The organism is Microbacterium sp. BH-3-3-3 (assembly GCF_001792815.1).
GTDB lineage: Bacteria > Actinomycetota > Actinomycetes > Actinomycetales > Microbacteriaceae > Microbacterium.
The window spans coordinates 1,696,501-1,713,447 of the sequence record NZ_CP017674.1 but is presented as its reverse complement, the minus strand read 5'-3'; the positions used below and the strand labels follow the sequence as shown (position 1 = coordinate 1,713,447).

Annotated in this window: 16 protein-coding genes; 6 read left to right on the top strand and 10 right to left on the bottom strand. The window is 72.0% G+C overall.

The annotated features are described in order from the left end of the window. Positions 1–80: 80 nt before the first annotated feature. A complete protein-coding gene (locus BJP65_RS07900; RefSeq protein WP_070408759.1) occupies positions 81–602 on the top strand; it encodes a GNAT family N-acetyltransferase in 522 nt (173 codons plus the stop codon). A 158-nt stretch (positions 603–760) separates the two neighbouring features. On the opposite strand, the gene BJP65_RS07895 is transcribed toward BJP65_RS07900, so the two are convergent. The 10 genes from BJP65_RS07895 to BJP65_RS07850 all read right to left on the bottom strand — a co-directional run bounded on the left by BJP65_RS07895 (position 761) and on the right by BJP65_RS07850 (position 9,489). Then, on the bottom strand, positions 761–1,336 hold the full coding sequence (locus tag BJP65_RS07895) for a GNAT family N-acetyltransferase (protein WP_083285771.1): 576 nt from the start codon (positions 1,334–1,336) through the stop codon (positions 761–763). Positions 1,337–1,395: 59 nt separating this feature from the next. Then, positions 1,396–2,370 carry an ABC transporter substrate-binding protein gene (locus BJP65_RS07890; RefSeq protein ID WP_070408758.1) on the bottom strand — a complete coding sequence of 325 codons (975 nt, stop codon included), beginning with the start codon at positions 2,368–2,370 and terminating at the stop codon, positions 1,396–1,398. A 149-nt stretch (positions 2,371–2,519) separates the two neighbouring features. Further along, positions 2,520–3,302 carry an amino acid ABC transporter ATP-binding protein gene (locus BJP65_RS07885; protein WP_070408757.1) on the bottom strand — a complete coding sequence of 261 codons (783 nt, stop codon included), beginning with the start codon at positions 3,300–3,302 and terminating at the stop codon, positions 2,520–2,522. Continuing rightward, complete coding sequence (locus tag BJP65_RS07880) at positions 3,299–4,345, bottom strand: amino acid ABC transporter permease (RefSeq protein WP_055935437.1); 1,047 nt, start codon at positions 4,343–4,345, stop codon at positions 3,299–3,301. The genes BJP65_RS07885 and BJP65_RS07880 overlap by 4 nt, the downstream gene beginning before the upstream one ends. Before the next feature lie 353 nt (positions 4,346–4,698). Further along, positions 4,699–6,015 (bottom strand): M20/M25/M40 family metallo-hydrolase, encoded by a 1,317-nt coding sequence (locus tag BJP65_RS07875; protein WP_070408756.1) that lies wholly within the window; start codon positions 6,013–6,015, stop codon positions 4,699–4,701. An 8-nt stretch (positions 6,016–6,023) separates the two neighbouring features. Beyond that, a complete protein-coding gene (locus tag BJP65_RS07870) occupies positions 6,024–6,377 on the bottom strand; it encodes a carboxymuconolactone decarboxylase family protein (protein ID WP_055935442.1) in 354 nt (117 codons plus the stop codon). Positions 6,378–6,599: 222 nt separating this feature from the next. Then, positions 6,600–7,784, bottom strand: coding sequence for an FAD-dependent urate hydroxylase HpxO (gene hpxO, locus BJP65_RS07865; protein ID WP_070408755.1), 1,185 nt, complete (start codon positions 7,782–7,784; stop codon positions 6,600–6,602). An 8-nt stretch (positions 7,785–7,792) separates the two neighbouring features. Beyond that, the gene (uraH, locus tag BJP65_RS07860) at positions 7,793–8,113 is read right to left on the bottom strand and encodes a hydroxyisourate hydrolase (RefSeq protein WP_055832040.1); all 321 of its coding nucleotides are present in this window, start codon (positions 8,111–8,113) and stop codon (positions 7,793–7,795) included. Further along, positions 8,110–8,637 carry a 2-oxo-4-hydroxy-4-carboxy-5-ureidoimidazoline decarboxylase gene (uraD, locus tag BJP65_RS07855; protein ID WP_070408754.1) on the bottom strand — a complete coding sequence of 176 codons (528 nt, stop codon included), beginning with the start codon at positions 8,635–8,637 and terminating at the stop codon, positions 8,110–8,112. The genes uraH and uraD overlap by 4 nt, the downstream gene beginning before the upstream one ends. A 192-nt stretch (positions 8,638–8,829) precedes the next feature. Next, complete coding sequence (locus BJP65_RS07850) at positions 8,830–9,489, bottom strand: helix-turn-helix domain-containing protein (protein ID WP_070408753.1); 660 nt, start codon at positions 9,487–9,489, stop codon at positions 8,830–8,832. A gap of 159 nt (positions 9,490–9,648) precedes the next feature. On the opposite strand from BJP65_RS07850, the gene BJP65_RS07845 reads away from it, so the two are divergent. The 5 genes from BJP65_RS07845 (at position 9,649) to BJP65_RS07825 (ending at position 16,835) form a co-directional block, all read left to right on the top strand. After that, complete coding sequence (locus BJP65_RS07845; protein ID WP_070408752.1) at positions 9,649–11,421, top strand: NCS1 family nucleobase:cation symporter-1; 1,773 nt, start codon at positions 9,649–9,651, stop codon at positions 11,419–11,421. Then, positions 11,418–12,296 carry an aspartate/glutamate racemase family protein gene (locus tag BJP65_RS07840; RefSeq protein ID WP_083285770.1) on the top strand — a complete coding sequence of 293 codons (879 nt, stop codon included), beginning with the start codon at positions 11,418–11,420 and terminating at the stop codon, positions 12,294–12,296. The genes BJP65_RS07845 and BJP65_RS07840 overlap by 4 nt, the downstream gene beginning before the upstream one ends. Before the next feature lie 51 nt (positions 12,297–12,347). After that, on the top strand, positions 12,348–13,682 hold the full coding sequence (gene allB, locus BJP65_RS07835; protein WP_181016008.1) for an allantoinase AllB: 1,335 nt from the start codon (positions 12,348–12,350) through the stop codon (positions 13,680–13,682). Positions 13,683–13,783: 101 nt separating this feature from the next. Next, positions 13,784–14,938, top strand: coding sequence for an acetamidase/formamidase family protein (locus BJP65_RS07830; protein WP_070408750.1), 1,155 nt, complete (start codon positions 13,784–13,786; stop codon positions 14,936–14,938). A gap of 151 nt (positions 14,939–15,089) precedes the next feature. After that, positions 15,090–16,835: an AtzH-like domain-containing protein gene (locus BJP65_RS07825; RefSeq protein ID WP_258027540.1), complete on the top strand. Its 1,746-nt coding sequence runs from the start codon at positions 15,090–15,092 to the stop codon at positions 16,833–16,835. Positions 16,836–16,947: the final 112 nt, after the last annotated feature.

Below are 16,947 nucleotides of genomic sequence, written 5' to 3'. Positions count from 1 at the left end.
GCGGGTGTCGCCCGCCGAAGTGTTACCCGCGGTTTCCGGTGCCGGGGGAGAGTCGTGAGGAGCGGGGAGATACTGACGGGATGACGGCGGTGGACAGCACGTGGACGATCGAGCGGGTCGACTGGCACGACGAGCGGGCGGTGGCGTTGCGCGCCGCGATGGATGACGAGATCGGCCCGCGGTACGCCGCGGCGTTCGCGGCGTTCGATGACGAGACGCGCGCCCTGCTGGCCGAGGACTTCGCGGTCGATCCCGCCACGATCGTCGACGTGCTGCTCGTGCACGACGGGTCGTCCGGAGAGCCGGTCGGCCACGCGGCGCTCCGCGCCCTCGGCGGCGAGCTCGAGGTCAAGCGTGTCTTCGTCGATCGCCGCGCCCGCGGGCAGGGGGCGAGTCGCGCGCTCATGGCCGAGCTCGAGCGCATCGCGCGGCACCGGGGCGCGTCCCGGCTCATCCTGCAGACCGGCGACCGGCAGCCCGAGGCCATCGCGCTGTACGAGCGCATCGGGTACCACGCCATCGACACGTTTGCGCCGTACGTGCGGTTCCCCGCCTCGCGGTGCTTCGCGAAGCCGCTGGCCGCGGGATCGCCGGCCGCGTGACCGACGACATCCTCGACGTCGCCGTCATCGGCGCGAGCGCGAGGCGGCCCGCCCGAGCGCGGGGGTTCGGGGCGCGAAACGTGCAGTGGGGCGGACAATGACCGCCCCACTGCACGAACCCCGCCCCGAACGGTGCGGGGCGGGTCGCACCAGCGCCGTCAGAGGTCGTACGCGAATGCCCGCAGGTCGAGGAAGCGCCCCGGCTCGACCTCGACCGGATGCTCGCGCTCGGTCAGCCGGCGGAAGCCGAGCTTGAGGTACAGCGCGTGGGCGCCCAGCATCTCGGGGCCGCTGTTCATCACGACGCGCTCCGCTCCGCGCGCCCGGGCGAGCTCGATCACGTGACGGGTGAGGGCCTCGCCCACGCCGCGCCCCCGGGCCGTCGGCGCGACGGCGAGCTGACGGAAGTCGAGCTCGCCCTCGACCGCGAGCGGAGACAGGCGCTCGCCGGGCCGGGGTGTCCAGACGGTGCCCACGATCTCGTCGCCGTCGAGGGCGACCCACACCTCGCCCTGCGCGACCCGGGTCGCAACGTCGGCGAGCGACGCGAGGTAGCCCGCGGTGAGCCCTTCGTAGCTGTGGCGGTAGGCGTCGGCGGTGAGGCGCCCGGCATCCGCGTGCTCGTCGGGCGTGACGAGGCGGATGGTCAGGGCGGGGGCGTCGGTGCGGGCTTCGGCCGGCGCGAGGGCGTCGCCGGCGCCCGCGGCGCGGTCGGCGGGGAGGGAGGTGGTCATGGCATCCCTTCGAGGAAGCGAGAACGCGGCCCGGTCTCGAGGACCGGGCCGCGTTCAGGTCAGGACTTCGGGAGTCCGGGCGGGTTGATCTGCGAGGTCTCGATGCCCTCGGACTCGAGGTTCCACACCTTCAACACGTCGGCGTACTTTCCATTCCGGATGAGCTCCTCGAGCGCGACGTTGACCGGCTCGACGAGCCCGTTGCCCTTCTTCGTGCCCGCGGCGATGTCGGCCTGCAGCGGCCAGCCGCCGGGGACGATCCCGACGATCTTGGTCTCGCCGGTCTCTTTCGCCGCCCACGCGGCGGTGGCGTTCGGACCGAAGGTCGCGTCGACGCGGCCCGACTGCAGGGCGAGGGTCGCCGCGGCATTGTCGTCGTAGTAGTTGAGCTCGGCGGGGGCCTTGCCCGCGGCCGTCAGCTCGGTGTTCCAGCTCAGCAGCACCTTCTCTTGGTTCGTGCCCGAGCCCACGACGACCTTGAGGCCCGAGATGTCGTCGGCCTTGTCGATCTTCTCGATCGCGCTGTCGGAGCGCACGGCGAAGCCGAGCAGGTCCTGCCGGTAGCTGGCGAAGTCGTACAGCTCCTTGCGCTCCTCGGTCACGGTGACGTTCGAGGTGATGAGGTCGTACTTGCCCGATTGGATGCCGAGGGGCCAATCCGCCCACGCCACCACGACGGGGTTGTACTCGAGGCCGAGGCTCTCGGCGATGAGCGAGCCGATGTTGGGCTCGGTGCCGGCGGGCAGCGTCTCGCCGTCGGGCACGTAGCTCAGCGGGGGCACGAAGGCTCCGACCGCGACGGTGAGCTTGCCCGGCTCGATGGGCGTGAAGCCGCTGGCTTCGAGCGCGGCGACGGCGTCGGGGATCGGATCGGTGTGCACCCACTCGACGGCGGGGGCGGATGCCGAGGGCTCCGCCGCCGCGACCGCTTCGGCCGGGCGGTTGATGCCGAGGGCGACGCCGCCGGCGACGACGGCGACGACCGCCGCGGCGATCACGCCGATCGCGATGCTCTGCTTCTTGCTGAGGGCCATGCTGTGTCTCCTTGTGAGGGGTGGATGCCGTGGCGCCGGTGTCGCGTCACGGACGGCGGTGTGATGCCTCCGGCGGGCGCCGGAAGGCGTTTCGGGTACGGGTCGGAGCGAGCGCGCGGGCGGCGCGACTCGGGGGGCGGGGCTCGGGTTCAGCCGAGGACTTTGGCCAGGAACTCGCGCGTACGCGGGTGCCGCGGGTGTTCCAGCACCTGGTCGGGCGTGCCCTGTTCGACGATGCGCCCCTGGTCGAGGAACACGACGCGATCGGCCACCTCGCGGGCGAAGCCGATCTCGTGCGTGACGATCACCAGCGTGGTGCCGAGCTTCGCGAGGTCGCGGATGACGTCGAGCACCTCGCCGACGAGTTCCGGATCGAGCGCGCTCGTGGGTTCGTCGAAGAGCAGCACCTGAGGTGTGAGGGCCAGCGCTCGAGCGATGGCGACGCGCTGCTGCTGGCCGCCCGAGAGCTGCCTCGGGTAGGCGTCGGCCTTGTCGGCGAGACCGACCCGGTCGAGCAGGCTCCGGCCGAGCCCGCGCGCCTCGTCTCTCCCCAGCCGTTTCAGGGCCAGGGGCGCCTCGGTGATGTTCTCGAGCGCGGTGAGGTGGGGGAAGAGGTGGAAGTTCTGGAACACGATCCCCACCCGCGTCCGCCGCTGCAGCACCTCGCGCTCGTGCAACTCGTGCAGCCTGCCGTGGCGCAGCTCGTAGCCGATGAACTCGCCGTCGACCGTGATCGAGCCGGCATCCACCGTCTCGAGGTGGTTGATCGTGCGCAGCAGCGTCGACTTGCCGGAACCGCTGGGTCCGAGCAGCGCCACGACCTCGCCGGGCTCGACCGTGAGGTCGATGCCGTTGAGCACTTCGACGCCGTGGAAGCTCTTGTGCACGTTATGGATCTCGACGAGCCCGCGCGTCGCGGTGACGGCGGTCATGCGCGGCCCCCCGTCGACGTCGCGGCGGGCTCGGTGGCATCCGTTCGCCCCGGCGGCGCCGGGGTGTCGCCGAGGCGCGCCCACTGGACGCCGGCCCAGGTGCGCGCCCGCTGCACCGGGGTCGGCGGCAGGGCCCGAGCCGCGCCCCGGGCGTAGTGGCGCTCGATGTAGTACTGGGCGACGCTGAGGATCGTCGTGATGAGCGTGTACCAGACCACCGCCACCAGCAGCAGCGGGATCACCCGGCTGTTGCGGTTGTAGATGACCTGCACCGCGTAGAAGAGTTCGGGGATGGCGATCACGAAGACCACCGACGCGCCCTTCACCAGACCGATCACCTCGTTCGTGGCGTTGGGCACGATCGAGCGCATGGCCTGCGGGAGGATGATGCGGAACAGCCGACGGGATGCCGGGATGCCCAGCGCCGCCGCCGCCTCGTGCTGACCGGGGTCGACCGAGACGAGACCGCCGCGGATGATCTCGGCCGAGTAGGCCGCCTGATGAAGACCCAGCCCCAGGATTGCCGCCGCGAACGCGCTGACCAGCTGCACCGTCGGGAACTCCACGATCCAGAAGTCGGTGGTGAACGGGGTGCCCAGGCCCAGTGTCGGGTACAGGTAGCCGAGGTTGTACCAGACGATGATCTGCACCACGAGGGGCACCGAGCGGAAGAACCAGATGTAGCCCCACGCCGCGGCGTTGAGCAGCGGCGACGCCGACAGGCGGCCGAGGGCGAGGACCGTGCCGAGCGTGAACCCCACGACCGTCGAGATGGCGGTGAGCGAGAGCGTGTAACCGATGCCGATGAGCACGGGCTCCGAGAAGAAGTACTGCGCGAAGGTGTCCCACATGTAGCGGTCGTTCGTGACGAGGCTCCACGCGAACTGCGCGACGACGAACACCAGCAGCGCGCTGAAGATCCAGCGCCACCAGTGACGCGTGGGGACGACGGCGATGGTGCCGAGGTCGATTCGGGCGGCGGCGGGCGTGCCGGTGGGTTCGGCGTTCGGGCGGGCGGCGGACGCCGGCGCGGTGGTGGTCATGGGTGCTCCTCGGACTCCGGACCGGCGGGGACGCCGGTGGGTGACCGAAACGCTATGACGGGGTCGGAGGGCGCGTGCGGCGCGGTTTCACACGCCGCAACGCCCCGATACGCACCGCAACCCCGCGCCACGCGGGGTAACAGGCCTGCGCGTGACGGCTCGTCGAGGTACGGCGGGGCCGGGGGCAGGCGGGGCACCGGGCCGGGGCGGGCCGAACTCCTGAGGATCGCGACGGCGGCGCGGCGCGCGGCGCGTCGTTTCGCGGCGGAGTCGGCCTCGGCATCCGGTTCCTCAGGAGTTCGGCCCGCCGCAGCGGGGGGCCGTGCGGCGACCTCGCCGCCGCCCGGCCGGCCTCACGCCTCGCGCAGGATCCGAGCCGTCACCCGCGTGCCGAAGTGCAGGGCGTCGACGGGCACGCACTCGTCGGCGGCGTGGAACTGCCCGAACACGTCGAAGTCGGCGGGCACCCGCAACGGCACGAAACCGTAGCCCCGGATGCCGAGGTGTGCGAGGTGCTTGTTGTCGGTGCTGGCAGGCAGCAGGTACGGCACGACCGTGCCCCCGGGGTCCTCCGCGGTGATGGCGTCCTGCAGCACGTCGACGAGCCGCGCGTCGACGGGCGACTCGATCGCGTGCACCGCGCGTCCCCACGCGATCTCGATGTCGGGTCCGACGAGCGCCGTGAGCTCGTCGCGCAGGGCGTCGTCCTGCCCGGGCAGCACGCGGATGTCGAGGCGCGCCGAGGCCGACGAGGGGATGACGTTCGTCTTGGTGCCCGCCTCGAGCACGGTGGGCGAGGCCGTCGAGCGGGTGCTCGCGCCGATCAGCGAGGCGGCGAAACCCAGCCGCTCGAGATCGTCGTCGAGGTCGGCACCGTCGAAGGGACGACCGCTGGCGCGTCCGTAGACCTCGAGGAAACGCTCGAGGGTGGCCGTGCGCACGAGGGGGAAGCGGTGCGCGCCGACGGCGGCGACCGCCCGCGACAGCCGCACGATGGCGTTGTCGGCGGTGGGCCGCGAGCCGTGGGCCGCGTGGCCGCGCGCGGTGAGTGTGGCCCAGGTGACGCCCTTCTCGGCGGTGGCGACGAGGTAGGCGCAGCGGTCGTCGGGCAGCGGCAGCGAGAAGCCGCCCACTTCGCTGAGCGCTTCGGTGGCTCCGGCGAACAGCTCGGGGCGGTTGTCGACGATCCACCGTGCGCCCCAGACGCCCCCGGCCTCTTCGTCGGCGAAGAAGGCGAAGATCAGGTCGCGCCGCGGCACGATGCCGTCGCGGCGGAAGGCGCGGGCGATCGCGAGCAGCATCCCGGCGAAGTTCTTCATGTCGACGGCCCCTCGGCCGTACAGGACGCCGTCGTGGATCTCGGCCCCGAAGGGCGGGTGCGTCCAGTTCTCGGCCTCGACGGGCACGACGTCGAGATGGGCGTGGGCGACGAGTGCTCCGGCATCCGGATCCGACCCCGCCAGACGCGCGATCACGCTCGCGCGTCCCGGCACCGGCTCGACCAGCGTCGTGTCGTACCCGGCGTCGCGCAGCTGGTCCTGCACGAACAGCGCGGCCCGGGTCTCGCCGTCGCCGATGGTCGCGGCCTCGCCCGTGTTGACGCTGTCGATGCGGATCAGGGCGCGGATGAACTCGAGCGCCTCGGCCTCGAGGGGGGATATGTCGGCCACGGCGCGGGTCAGTGCTGGTGGTCGGGACGGGCGTCGTCGGCGAGTTTGAACGCCAGGCGTCCGTGCGCGTAGCCGCCGCCGGCGCGGATGGCGGTGGCGACCCACGCCGCCTCGGCGAGCTCGGCCTCGGTCGCGCCGGCCTTCACGGCGTTCTGCGAGTGCCCGTCGATGCAGTACACGCACTGCGTCGTGATGCCCACCGCCAGCGCGATCAGCTCGCGGTACTTCAGCGGGATCGCGCGCCCCTCGGGAGCGAAGACGGCCTGGTCGAAGGCGGCGAACGCGGCGAGGATGTCGGGCGTCTCGGCCTTGTAGACCTTGGTGTAGGTCTTGTCGGCGGTGCGGTCGAAGTACTCGGACATGGTGCCTCCCGAAGGCAGTGCGGGGTCGGTGTGCGTCGGTCCCACGGTGCCACGGCCCTCCGCGCTCGTCCCCGTCCCGCCGTCACGCGAGGTCACACGCCCGGCTCGGCTTCGCGTCGCGTCCGCGCGGCCCGCGTCCCGCTTTCGGTGGACCGTGTCCCCGAAACGGCTGCCTGCGCGGCTCCCAGGCCGCCGAAAGTGGGACGAGGTTCGTGGCGAGGCTCAGCCCAGCACGCTCGCCCCGAGTTCCACCGGGCTGCCCTCGATGTTGCCGACGATGCCGCGGATGACGCCCGTGCCGTCCTCACGGCGCAGTCCGTCGTACCAGGCCTGGGTCGCGTCGACGTCGAAGGCGTGCGTCTCGTGCGCGCGCTTGCGGGCGCGCAGCACCAGGTCGCCCGCCCGCTCGGTGCGGATGCGCTCGTACCGCTTCAACGCGTCTTCGACGCCGAGGGTCGAGGTCGCGAACACGATGCCCAGGGCGAAGCTGTCTTCCAGGGCAGAGCAGGCGCCCTGACCGATGTCGGGGGCGGTGTTGTGCGCCGCGTCGCCGAGGATGGCCACGCGACCGCGCACCCAGGTGTCGAACGGGTCGATGTCCCAGATCTCCACGCGGTTCAGGGACTCGTCGGGGTCGATGCCGTCGAGGAGCGCGCGCACCCCGGGGGCGCCCCACGAGCCGAACGCGGCCTCGAGAGCCGACATGCGGTCTTCGACCACACCCGAAGGCCCGGGCACATCGACGAAGAAGTAGAAGCGGTCGCCCGCGACGGGCATGACGGCACACCGTTTGCCGTCGCCGACGTAGGTCGTCCATTGGTCGAGCGGCCCGATGCGCTCGTCGGCGGCGACGAGGCCGTTGTAGTTGACGTAGCCGGAGTACGTGCGTTCGGGGCGGATGCCGGTGGGCTCGGTGACGTAGTCCCGCACGAGCGAGCGTGCTCCGTCGGCGCCGATGAGCAGGTCGGCGGTGTCGGTCGTCCCGTCGGCGAACGTGGCCGTCACCGTCTCGCCGTCGTCGGACACCCCGACCAGCTGACGGCCGAGATGGATGTTCGCGGGTCCGACGGCATCCATCATCAGCTGCTGCAGGTCGGCGCGCGCGACCGGGTACGGACGCTGACCGGTCTGGGTGGTGACGGGGGCGAGGCTGAAGCGGCAGAGCTCGTCTCCGGTGTGGCCGTCGTAGTAGGCCATGTCGTCCATCCGCCCGCCGAGGGCGACGACCTGGGGTCCGAGGCCGAGCCAGTTCAGCACCTTGACGCCGTTGGACCACAGCGACAGGGCTGCTCCGACCGGGCGGTTCTCGCGCATCCGGTCGTAGACGACGACGTCGTGGCCGAGCTTCTGCAGGGCGAGGGCGGCCGAGGTGCCGCCGACGCCCGCGCCGATGACGATGACTCTCATGGTGCTCCTCAGCTGCCGCGGTAGGTCGAGTAGGCGAACGGGCTCAAAAGGAGCGGCACGTGCAGGTGCGCGTCGCCCGCGACGGTGAACGCGACGCTCGCCACGGGGTGGAACGACGCGACACCCCGGGACCGGAAGTACGCCCCGGTGGCGAAGGTCAGGCTGTAGTCGCCGTCGTCGAGGCGGTCGGGACCGAGGGCGAGGCGGCCGTCGGCGTCGGTCTCGGCCGCGTCGATCGTCGCGCCGTCGAGATGGGCCAGCGTCACGGCGACGCCCGCGGCGGGGGTGCCCGCCGTGGCATCCAGGATGTGGGTGGTGAGGTGGCTCATTCGGCGGCCTCCGGTTCGGCGGGGGCGTCGTCGGCGAAGGTCGTGCGCAGGCGCAGCAGGGCGATCTCGGCGAGTTGGCGCGTGGCTTCGATGGTCTCGCCGTCGGGGTCGTTGCCGAGGCGGCGCTCGAGCTCGGCTCGCAGCTCGCCCGGGGTGCGGCCGGCGGCGCGGATGAGGAAGACGCGGCCGAAGCGCTGCTCGTACGCAGTGTTGCCGGCGGCGATCGCGGCGACGTCGTCATCGGCGGCGGCGGCCATCGAGCCCTGTTCGCGACGGGATGCCGCGGCCTCGGCCCCGTCGCCCGAGACGTTCGCGCCGATGCGGGGGTGGGCGTGCAGGGCGGCCTCGAGGTCGGCGGGCGACCAGGCGGCGGCGAGGTCCGCGGCGTAGGCGGCGAGGGCGTCGACGCTCGCGTACGGGCGGCCGTCGACGACGGCGTCGACCCAGCCGGGCACGTCGGCCCAGACGCGGACGACCGCCGTGGCATCCGCGTCGTCGAGGGCATGGAAGTCGTGCAGGTGCATGTCGGCCAGGTTAGGGGTGCTGCGTTACGGGGCTGTGGCGCGATGTGTCGGCGATGTTGCTGTGGGGAACATTCCGGTGGCGGAGGCGCGGGCCGGACGCCCCACTGCGGGGCGCGTTCCGTGCACCGGGGCGCGCAACGACCGCCCCGGTGCACGCATCGCGCCCCGAACCCGACCCGGCCGCGCCCGGACTCAGCCGTGCACGATCAGCCAGTGCGCCACGGCATCCGCGTCGCCGGTGTTGTGCAGGCGGTGGGGGACCGAGCAGGGGTAGCTGATCGCGTCGCCGGCGCGCAGGATCACGCGCTCGGCTTCGAAGTCGATGGTGAGCTCGCCCGCCACGACCGTGCCGACCTCGTACCCCTCGTGATGGAAGAGGCCGTCGGCGCCGTGGGCGGCGGCTCCGGGCGGGTAGATCGATTCGAAGTAGTCGATGCCCGGTGACGAACCGGGGGTGAGGCGACGGAACGACACCCCGCTGTCGAGCACGATGTCGGGCGTCTGCCCCGCGCGCTGCAGCGTGAATCCCGAGGGGCCGGCGGGTTCGACGGGGCGGTCGGATGCCGGGTCGAAGGCCGCCACGAGCGGAACCCCGAGGGCGTCGGTGATGGCGATGAGGCGCGAGACGCTCGGCTGCATCACTCCCCGCTCGATCTGCGAGACGGCGCTGGGGGAGATGCCGAGGGTCTTCGCGAGGGCGCGTGCGGAGATGCCGCGGGACTGGCGCAGGTCGCGGATGCGTCCGCCGACGGATGCCTCGGCGGGTACTCCCGCGTCCGTCGTGGTCGCGACGTCGGTGCGGGCATCGGTGGGCGTGGCGCGGGCGTCGTCAATGGCGGCGGGCTGCGTCATGCCCCGAGTCTAAGGACGCCTCGCTCGTGAAGACCTGACTTCACATGTCTGTTACACGAGTGAAACCCAGCGCACGATGTGAACCCATAACTTCACATCAGAGCTCCACTCCGGCCGCGGACTCCACGTCGTGGCATCCATCGTCCTGAGAGGAATGACATGACCACGACGCCGCTCACCGGTCCCCACGATCTCGTGGAGGCCGCTGGCCACCCCCACGGCGGGGGCAACATGAAGCCGCACTACGACGACCGACTCGCCAACGAGGATCTCGCCCCGCTGCGAAAGCAGAAGTGGTCGAGCTACAACATCTTCGCTTTCTGGATGAGCGACGTGCACTCCGTCGGCGGCTACGTCACCGCGGGCTCGCTCTTCGCGCTCGGGCTGCAGTCGTGGCAGGTGCTGGTGGCGCTGATCGCCGGCATCGTCATCGTGCAGATCTTCGCCAACCTGGTCGCCAAGCCCAGCCAGAAGACGGGCGTGCCCTACCCCGTGATCAACCGCGTGGTGTTCGGCATCCGGGGCGCGAACATCCCCGCGATCATCCGCGGCCTCATCGCCATCGCCTGGTACGGCGTGCAGACGTTCCTCGCGGCCGAGTCGCTGAACATCGTGTTCCTGAAGTTCATCCCCGGCTCCGCGGCCCTGCTCGACGTGTCGTTCGCGGGTCTGTCTGCCCTGGGCTGGATCTCGTACGCCATTCTGTGGACGGCGCAGTTCCTGCTGTTCTGGAACGGCATGGAGGTCATCCGCCGCTTCATCGACTGGGCGGGACCGGCGGTCTACCTCGTGATGATCGTGCTCGCCGTCTACCTCGTGTCGCAGGCCGGCATCCAGAACATCTCGTTCACCCTCTCGACGACCCAGCTCGACTTCTGGGCCTCGATCCCCGTGATGTTCGCCGCGGTCGCGCTCGTGGTGTCGTACTTCTCGGGCCCGATGCTGAACTTCGGCGACTTCGCCCGCTACGGCAAGAGCTTCGCCGCGGTGAAGAAGGGCAACTTCTGGGGTCTGCCGATCAACTTCCTCTTCTTCTCGCTGCTGACCGTCATCACCGCCTCGGCGACCGTGCCGGTGTTCGGCTCGCTCATCACCGACCCGATCGCGACGGTCGAGCGCATCGACACCCCCTTCGCGATCCTCCTCGGCGGCCTGACCTTCGTCACCGCCACGGTGGGCATCAACATCGTCGCCAACTTCATCTCGCCCGCGTTCGACTTCTCCAACGTCGCCCCGAAGAAGATCTCGTGGCGCGCGGGCGGCATGATCGCCGCCGTCGGTTCGACGTTCCTCATGCCCTGGAACTGGTACTCCAACGCCGACGCCATCCACTACTCGCTCGGCGTGCTGGGGGCGCTGATCGGCCCGCTCTTCGGCATCCTGATCGCCGGGTACTACATCGCCGCCCGTCAGCGCGTGAAGGTCGACGCGATGTTCACGATGGACACCGCCGGCCCCTACTGGTACCGCAACGGCTTCAACCCGAACGCGGTCAAGGCGGTCATCGCCGCGGGTGTTCCGACGGTCGCGATCGCGATCTTCCCGAAGCTGTTCGCCGATCTGGCCCTCTTCAACGTCTCGTGGATCAGCGACTACAGCTGGTTCATCGGCTGCGGCCTGGGCTACGTGCTGTTCCTGCTGTTCGAGCGCCGCGACCCCCGCATCCCGACGTTCGAGGGCGAGACGGAGGGCATCTCCGACGGCACCGTCGACGCGGTCGCCGAGGTCGCGGCATCCGAGGCTCCGGTGCTCGCGCAGACGGTTCAGGATGCCGGGACCGCAGCGTCGGCGTCGGGTGCGGTGCTCGCGCAGAACGCTGCGGCCGCGCCGGACTCGGCGCCGGTGCTCGCGAACGAGGTTCCGGATGCCGCGACCCTCGCGTCAGCGCTCCGGCGACCGACCGCCGGACCCTCCCGCGAGGTGCTCGCGTGAGGATCCTGCTGATCAACCCCAACACCTCCCGGGCGATGACCGAGAAGATCGCCGACGCCGCCCGGGAGGTGGCGGGACCCGACGTGCTCATCGAGGCCGTGTGTCCCGCCACCGGAGCCGACGCGATCGAGAGCCACACCGACGAGATCGCGGCGGCGGCGGCCGTCGTCGAGGCGATCGCGGCCGATCGCGACGGCCACGACCCGGCCGACGCGTACGTCATCGCGTGCTTCGGCGACCCGGGCCTCGACGCGGCACGCGAGATCGTGGAGGCCCCGGTGGTCGGCATCGCCGAGGCGGCGATGCACCTGGCGGCGGTGTCGGGTCGGCATTTCGGGGTCGTGACCACACTCAGCCGCACGCTGGGCCGTGCCGAAGACCTCGTCGCCCGGTACGGCATGGAGCGCGCCTGCGTGTCACTGGTGGCGACCGGCATCCCGGTGCTCGACCTCGAGGACACGGGATCCGAGGCGGTCACGACCATCGAGCGGTACGGGGCGCGCGCCGCGGCCGCCGGCGCCGACGTCATCGTGCTCGGCTGCGCCGGCATGGCCGATCTCTGCGCCGAGCTCACGGCGCGAATCGGGGTGCCGGTCGTCGACGGGGTCGCGGCGGCTGTGGGCATGGCATCCGGGATGGTGCGCATGGGGCTTCGAACCAGCAAGCGCGACGAGTACGCGCGGCCGCCGCGGGAGCCCCGCCCCGCGGGGGTGTCGGGTGGCGCGGACGGCCGCGAACGGGGCGCGTTTCGTGCACCGGGGCGGTCGGTGGACGCCCCGGTGCACGGCGAGCGCCCCGGTATGGCGGCGGGCGGCGCGGCGGGGTCGGTCCGCGCCCCTTCTCCCCACGCGGGCGATCTGGCAGTTTTCGCATGAATGTTGATGACGGTTACATTCAGGAAATGCGGGGCGCCTAGCGTGAACGACATGAGCACACGGATCGCCGCCCGACGGGTCTACCTCGACGGCGCCTTCAGCCCCGCCACCGTCGTGATCGATGACGGCGTGATCACCGCCGTCGAGCCCTTCGACGCCGCTGCCGCCACCGTGCTGCCCGGCGACGCGGTGCTGCTGCCCGGGCTCGTCGACTCGCACGTGCATCTCGACGAACCGGGCCGCACCGAGTGGGAGGGATTCGCGACGGGCACCGCCGCCGCGGCGGCCGGTGGTGTCACGACGGTGGTCGACATGCCGCTGAACAGCCTGCCCGTCACCACCACCCCCGAGGCTTTGGATGCCAAGCGCGCGGCCGCGGCGGGAAAGCTCGCCGTCGACGTGGCGTACTGGGGCGGCGCCGTCCCCGAGAACCTCGGAACGCTGCGCACGCTCTCCGAGGCCGGCGTCGTCGGGTTCAAGTGCTTCCTGTCGCCGAGCGGCATCGACGAGTTCGGACACCTCGACACCGACCAGCTCGAGCGGTGCCTCGCCGAACTCGCCGAGTTCGACGGCCTGCTCATCGTGCACGCCGAAGACCCCGCGCACCTGCACCCCGATGGCGCACTCGGGTCCCGCTACAGCGACTTCGAGGCCAGTCGCCCCCCGCTCAGCGAACGGGCCGCGATCCGCCGGGTGATCGACGCCGCACGCCGCACGGGCGCCCGCGCGCACATCGTGCACGTCTCCGACGGCGGCGCGCTCGACGACGTGCGGGCGGCCAAGGCCGAGGGCGTGCGTCTCACGGTCGAGACGTGTCCGCACTACCTGACCCTCGAGGCCGAAGACGTGCCCGACGGTGCGGGGGCGTTCAAGTGCTGCCCGCCGATCCGCGGTGGCGCCAATCGCGACCTGCTGTGGGCGGGGGTCATCGACGGCACCATCGACGCGATCGTCAGCGACCATTCGCCGTCCACCGTCGAGCTGAAGGGCAATCCCGACTTCGGCCTCGCCTGGGGCGGCATCGCGGGGCTGCAGACCGGCCTGTCGGCCGTGCACACCACCGCCCGCGAGCGCGGGCTGGCCTTCGAGAGCCTCCTGCCGTTGCTCACGACGGGCCCCGCGCGCATCGCGGGCCTCGAGGGGCTCGGCGTCATCGAACCGGGAGCGCCGGCTCACCTCGTCGCCTTCGCTCCCGACGAGACCTTCGTGGTCGATGCCACGGCGCTGGAGTACCGCAACCCCGTGACGCCGTGGCACGGCAAGACCCTCACCGGCGTCGTACGCGAGACCTGGCTGCGCGGTGAGTCGGTGTACCGCCGCGGTGCTGCGGTGACCGAGCGTGAGGGCCGCGAGATCCTGCACACCCCCGCGGCGGTGGAGGCGTGAGCGCCCCCGCGGCCGGGGTCCCCGCCGCGACCCGTGCTGCGGCCGGGGCCTACGCCGGGGCCAGGGTTCAGGCCGAGGTCCCTGAGCCTGTCGAGGCGACCGTGCCCGGTGCCGCGTCGCCGGTCCCGATCCTCCAGCCCGGCGTCGGCGCCGTGCCCGGCGACCACTACCTTCGCGCCACCCCCGACACCGTCCTTTGGGGGCGCCTGCCGTGCGCGGGCGACACCGCCGTGCTCGAGATCGCGTCGGGTGCCAGCGTCACGTTCGACACCGTCAGTCACGAGGGCATCCTCGACGACCAGGGCAAAGACCCGGCCGCCTACTTCGCGGCACACGGTGTTCCGCGGGAGCAGGTGCTCGACGACGCCGTCGAGATCGCGGCATCCGTCTCGCGCGATGCGATGGCCGACGGACCCCACGTCGTCGTCGGTCCCGTGCACGTGCGCGATGCGCACCCCGGTGACCTGCTCAAGATCACCGTCGAGACGCTCGTTCCGCGGGTGCCCTACGGCGTCATCTCGAACCGGCACGGCAAGGGTGCGCTCGTGGGCGAGTTGCCGCGCGGCGAGCACAATGTCAGCGTCTTCGCCGCCGTCGCCGAACGCGACGGCATCCTGCACGGCACGCTCCCCGTCGTCGAGGGCGGCGACCCGGTCGTCGCGTTCCCCCTCGCGCCGTTCCTCGGAACGATGGGCGTCGCCGTCGCCGGTTCCGACCGACCCCACTCGGTGCCGCCGGGCACGCACGGTGGCAACATCGACATCAATCTCCTCGTCGAGGGGACGATCCTCTACCTCCCCGTGCAGGTCGAGGGGGCGCTCGCGTACGTCGGCGACCCGCACTTCGCGCAGGGCGACGGCGAGGTCGCGCTCACCGCGCTCGAAGCATCGCTGCGTGCCACGCTGCGCTTCGAGGTGATTCCCGCGGTCGCGGCCCGCGCAGCGTTCGGCGAGGTCGCAGGTCCCCTCGTGCGCACGCCCGACTACCTCGTGCCGACGGGGATGGATCCCGATCTCGATGCGGCCATGCGCGCCTGCGTGCGCTCGTCGCTCGCGCTCCTGCGCGGCCGCTGGGGCATGGACGAGCACCTGGGCTACGCCTACCTGAGCGCGGCGACCGACTTCGACATCTCGCAGGTGGTCGACATCGTCTCGGGCGTGCACGCGCGCATCCGCGAGGCCGACTTCGCGGGTGTCCCGGCCGTCGAGCCCGAGCCCCTGGCATCCAGCCCCATCCCCGACGGAGGCACCGCATGACCCCCGCACTAGAGGCCGCACTCGCCCGCGTCGAGTCCGCCCTCCAGCCCGCTGAGGGTCGAGTGTCCATCACACGCCGTGAGGCGCCGCCCCGGAACGGCGTGTCTCGGACACTCGACGGGCGCGACGACAGAGGGCACGGGGTCGCACGATGATGGATGCCAGCAACCCGGCCACCGGAACCGGCGACGCCGGCACCGCGCCCGCCGCCCGGACGGCCGAGACCGCGACCGGAGCCGCCGTCCCGGCCACTCGCCCGACCGAGACCGCGCCCGGAGCCGCCGGCGCCCCGCCCCTCCCCGCCGACCTCCGTGCGGCCTTCGACGCGTACGAGCGCGCGATCGTCGCGAACGACCTCGACGCCCTCGACGCGTTCTTCGCGCCCGGCCCCGACACCCTCCGCGGTGATACGGCGGGGCTCCTGATCGGTCACGACGCGATCAGCGGTTTCCGCTCGCTTCGCGGCGGCGTCCCCCCTCGCGACATCGCCGAGATCCACTATCGGCCGCTCTCGTCCGCGACCGAGGGGGAGAGCACCGATGGCGACGCCGCCCTGCTGATGTCGGTCTCGCGCTTCGTCGGCGGTGGGCGCGGCCTGCAGACGCAGGTGTGGCAGCGGATCGACGGACGCTGGCTCATCACCGCCGCGCACGTCACCCCGCGTACCCCGGCGCTCGACCGTACGATCTGGCGCAGTGTCGGCGATCCGTTCTTGCAGGGCGCGTGGGAGGGGCCGCTGGCGGGGCTCACGGTCGCGGTCAAAGACCTCTTCGCGATCGCCGGGTTCCGCATCGGCGCCGGAAACCCGACCTTCCTCGAAGGGGCGCGCCCCGAGAAGGCCACGGCTCCCGCGGTCGCCGACCTGCTGCGGGGCGGTGCGTCGCTTCGCGGGATCGCCCGCACCGACGAGTTCGCCTACTCGATCGCCGGAGACAACGCGCACTACGGCACCCCGCCCAACGGCGCCGTCGTCGGCGCGCTCCCGGGGGGATCGTCGAGCGGACCGGCATCGGCGGTCGCCTCGGGACACGCCGACATCGGCCTCGCCACCGACACCGCGGGTTCCATCCGTGTGCCGGCGTCGTACCAGGGCCTGTGGGGTCTGCGCACGACCCACGACCTCGTTCCTCGCCAGGGCATGCTGCCGCTCGCGCAGTCCTTCGACACCGTCGGGTGGCTCACCCGCGACGGTGCGACGCTGCAAAAGGTGGCCGACTGGTGCCTCAGTTACGACGGCTCCGACTCGACCGAGAACGTCTACGGAGCTTCGGGTGCCGACCTGCCGTGGCGCTTCCTCGTGCCCGAAGAGATCCTCGACCACGTCGAACCCGCCACCCGCGCGGCGTTCTCGCGTCTGTTGGCCGCGCTCGCGGCATCCGATGATCCGCCCCCGTTCCGGGCCGTGCACACGGGCGATCTCGATGCCACGTTCACGGCGTTCCGCACGGTGCAGGGCGCCGAGGCGTGGCGCAACGACGGCGACTGGCTGCGCGCGCATCCCGGCGCCGTCGGCCCGGCCGTGGCCGAACGTTTCGAGATCGCGTCGCGCATCACACCCGAGGCGGAGGCGGGAGCCCGCGCCGACCTCGAGCCCCTCGCCGAGCACCTCACCGAGCTGGTCGGCGACGCCGTGCTGATCTTCCCCACGGTGCCGGGCCCCGCTCCGCTGCGGACGGCCGATGTCGAGGCCGTCCGCGCCGCGACGCTGCGTATGACGGCCCCGGCGGCGGTGGCGGGGCTGCCCGCCGTCTCGGTGCCGTTGCTGACGCTGCCGACATCGGCCGGTCCGGCGCCGGTCGGCGTGTGCCTGGTCTCGCGCGCCGGCACCGACATCGCCCTCGTTCGCCTCGCGCGTCGGCTCGCCGCCCTGGTGGGCGCGGGCGTGGGCACGTCGTGAGGGTGCGGATGCGGTTCCGGGACGGCGCCCCCTCCCGTGCGAAACTCCTGAGAAAACGCGTCGCGTTCAGCACCCGACCCCATGACGACGGGGCGCGAACCGCGGGCGCCGT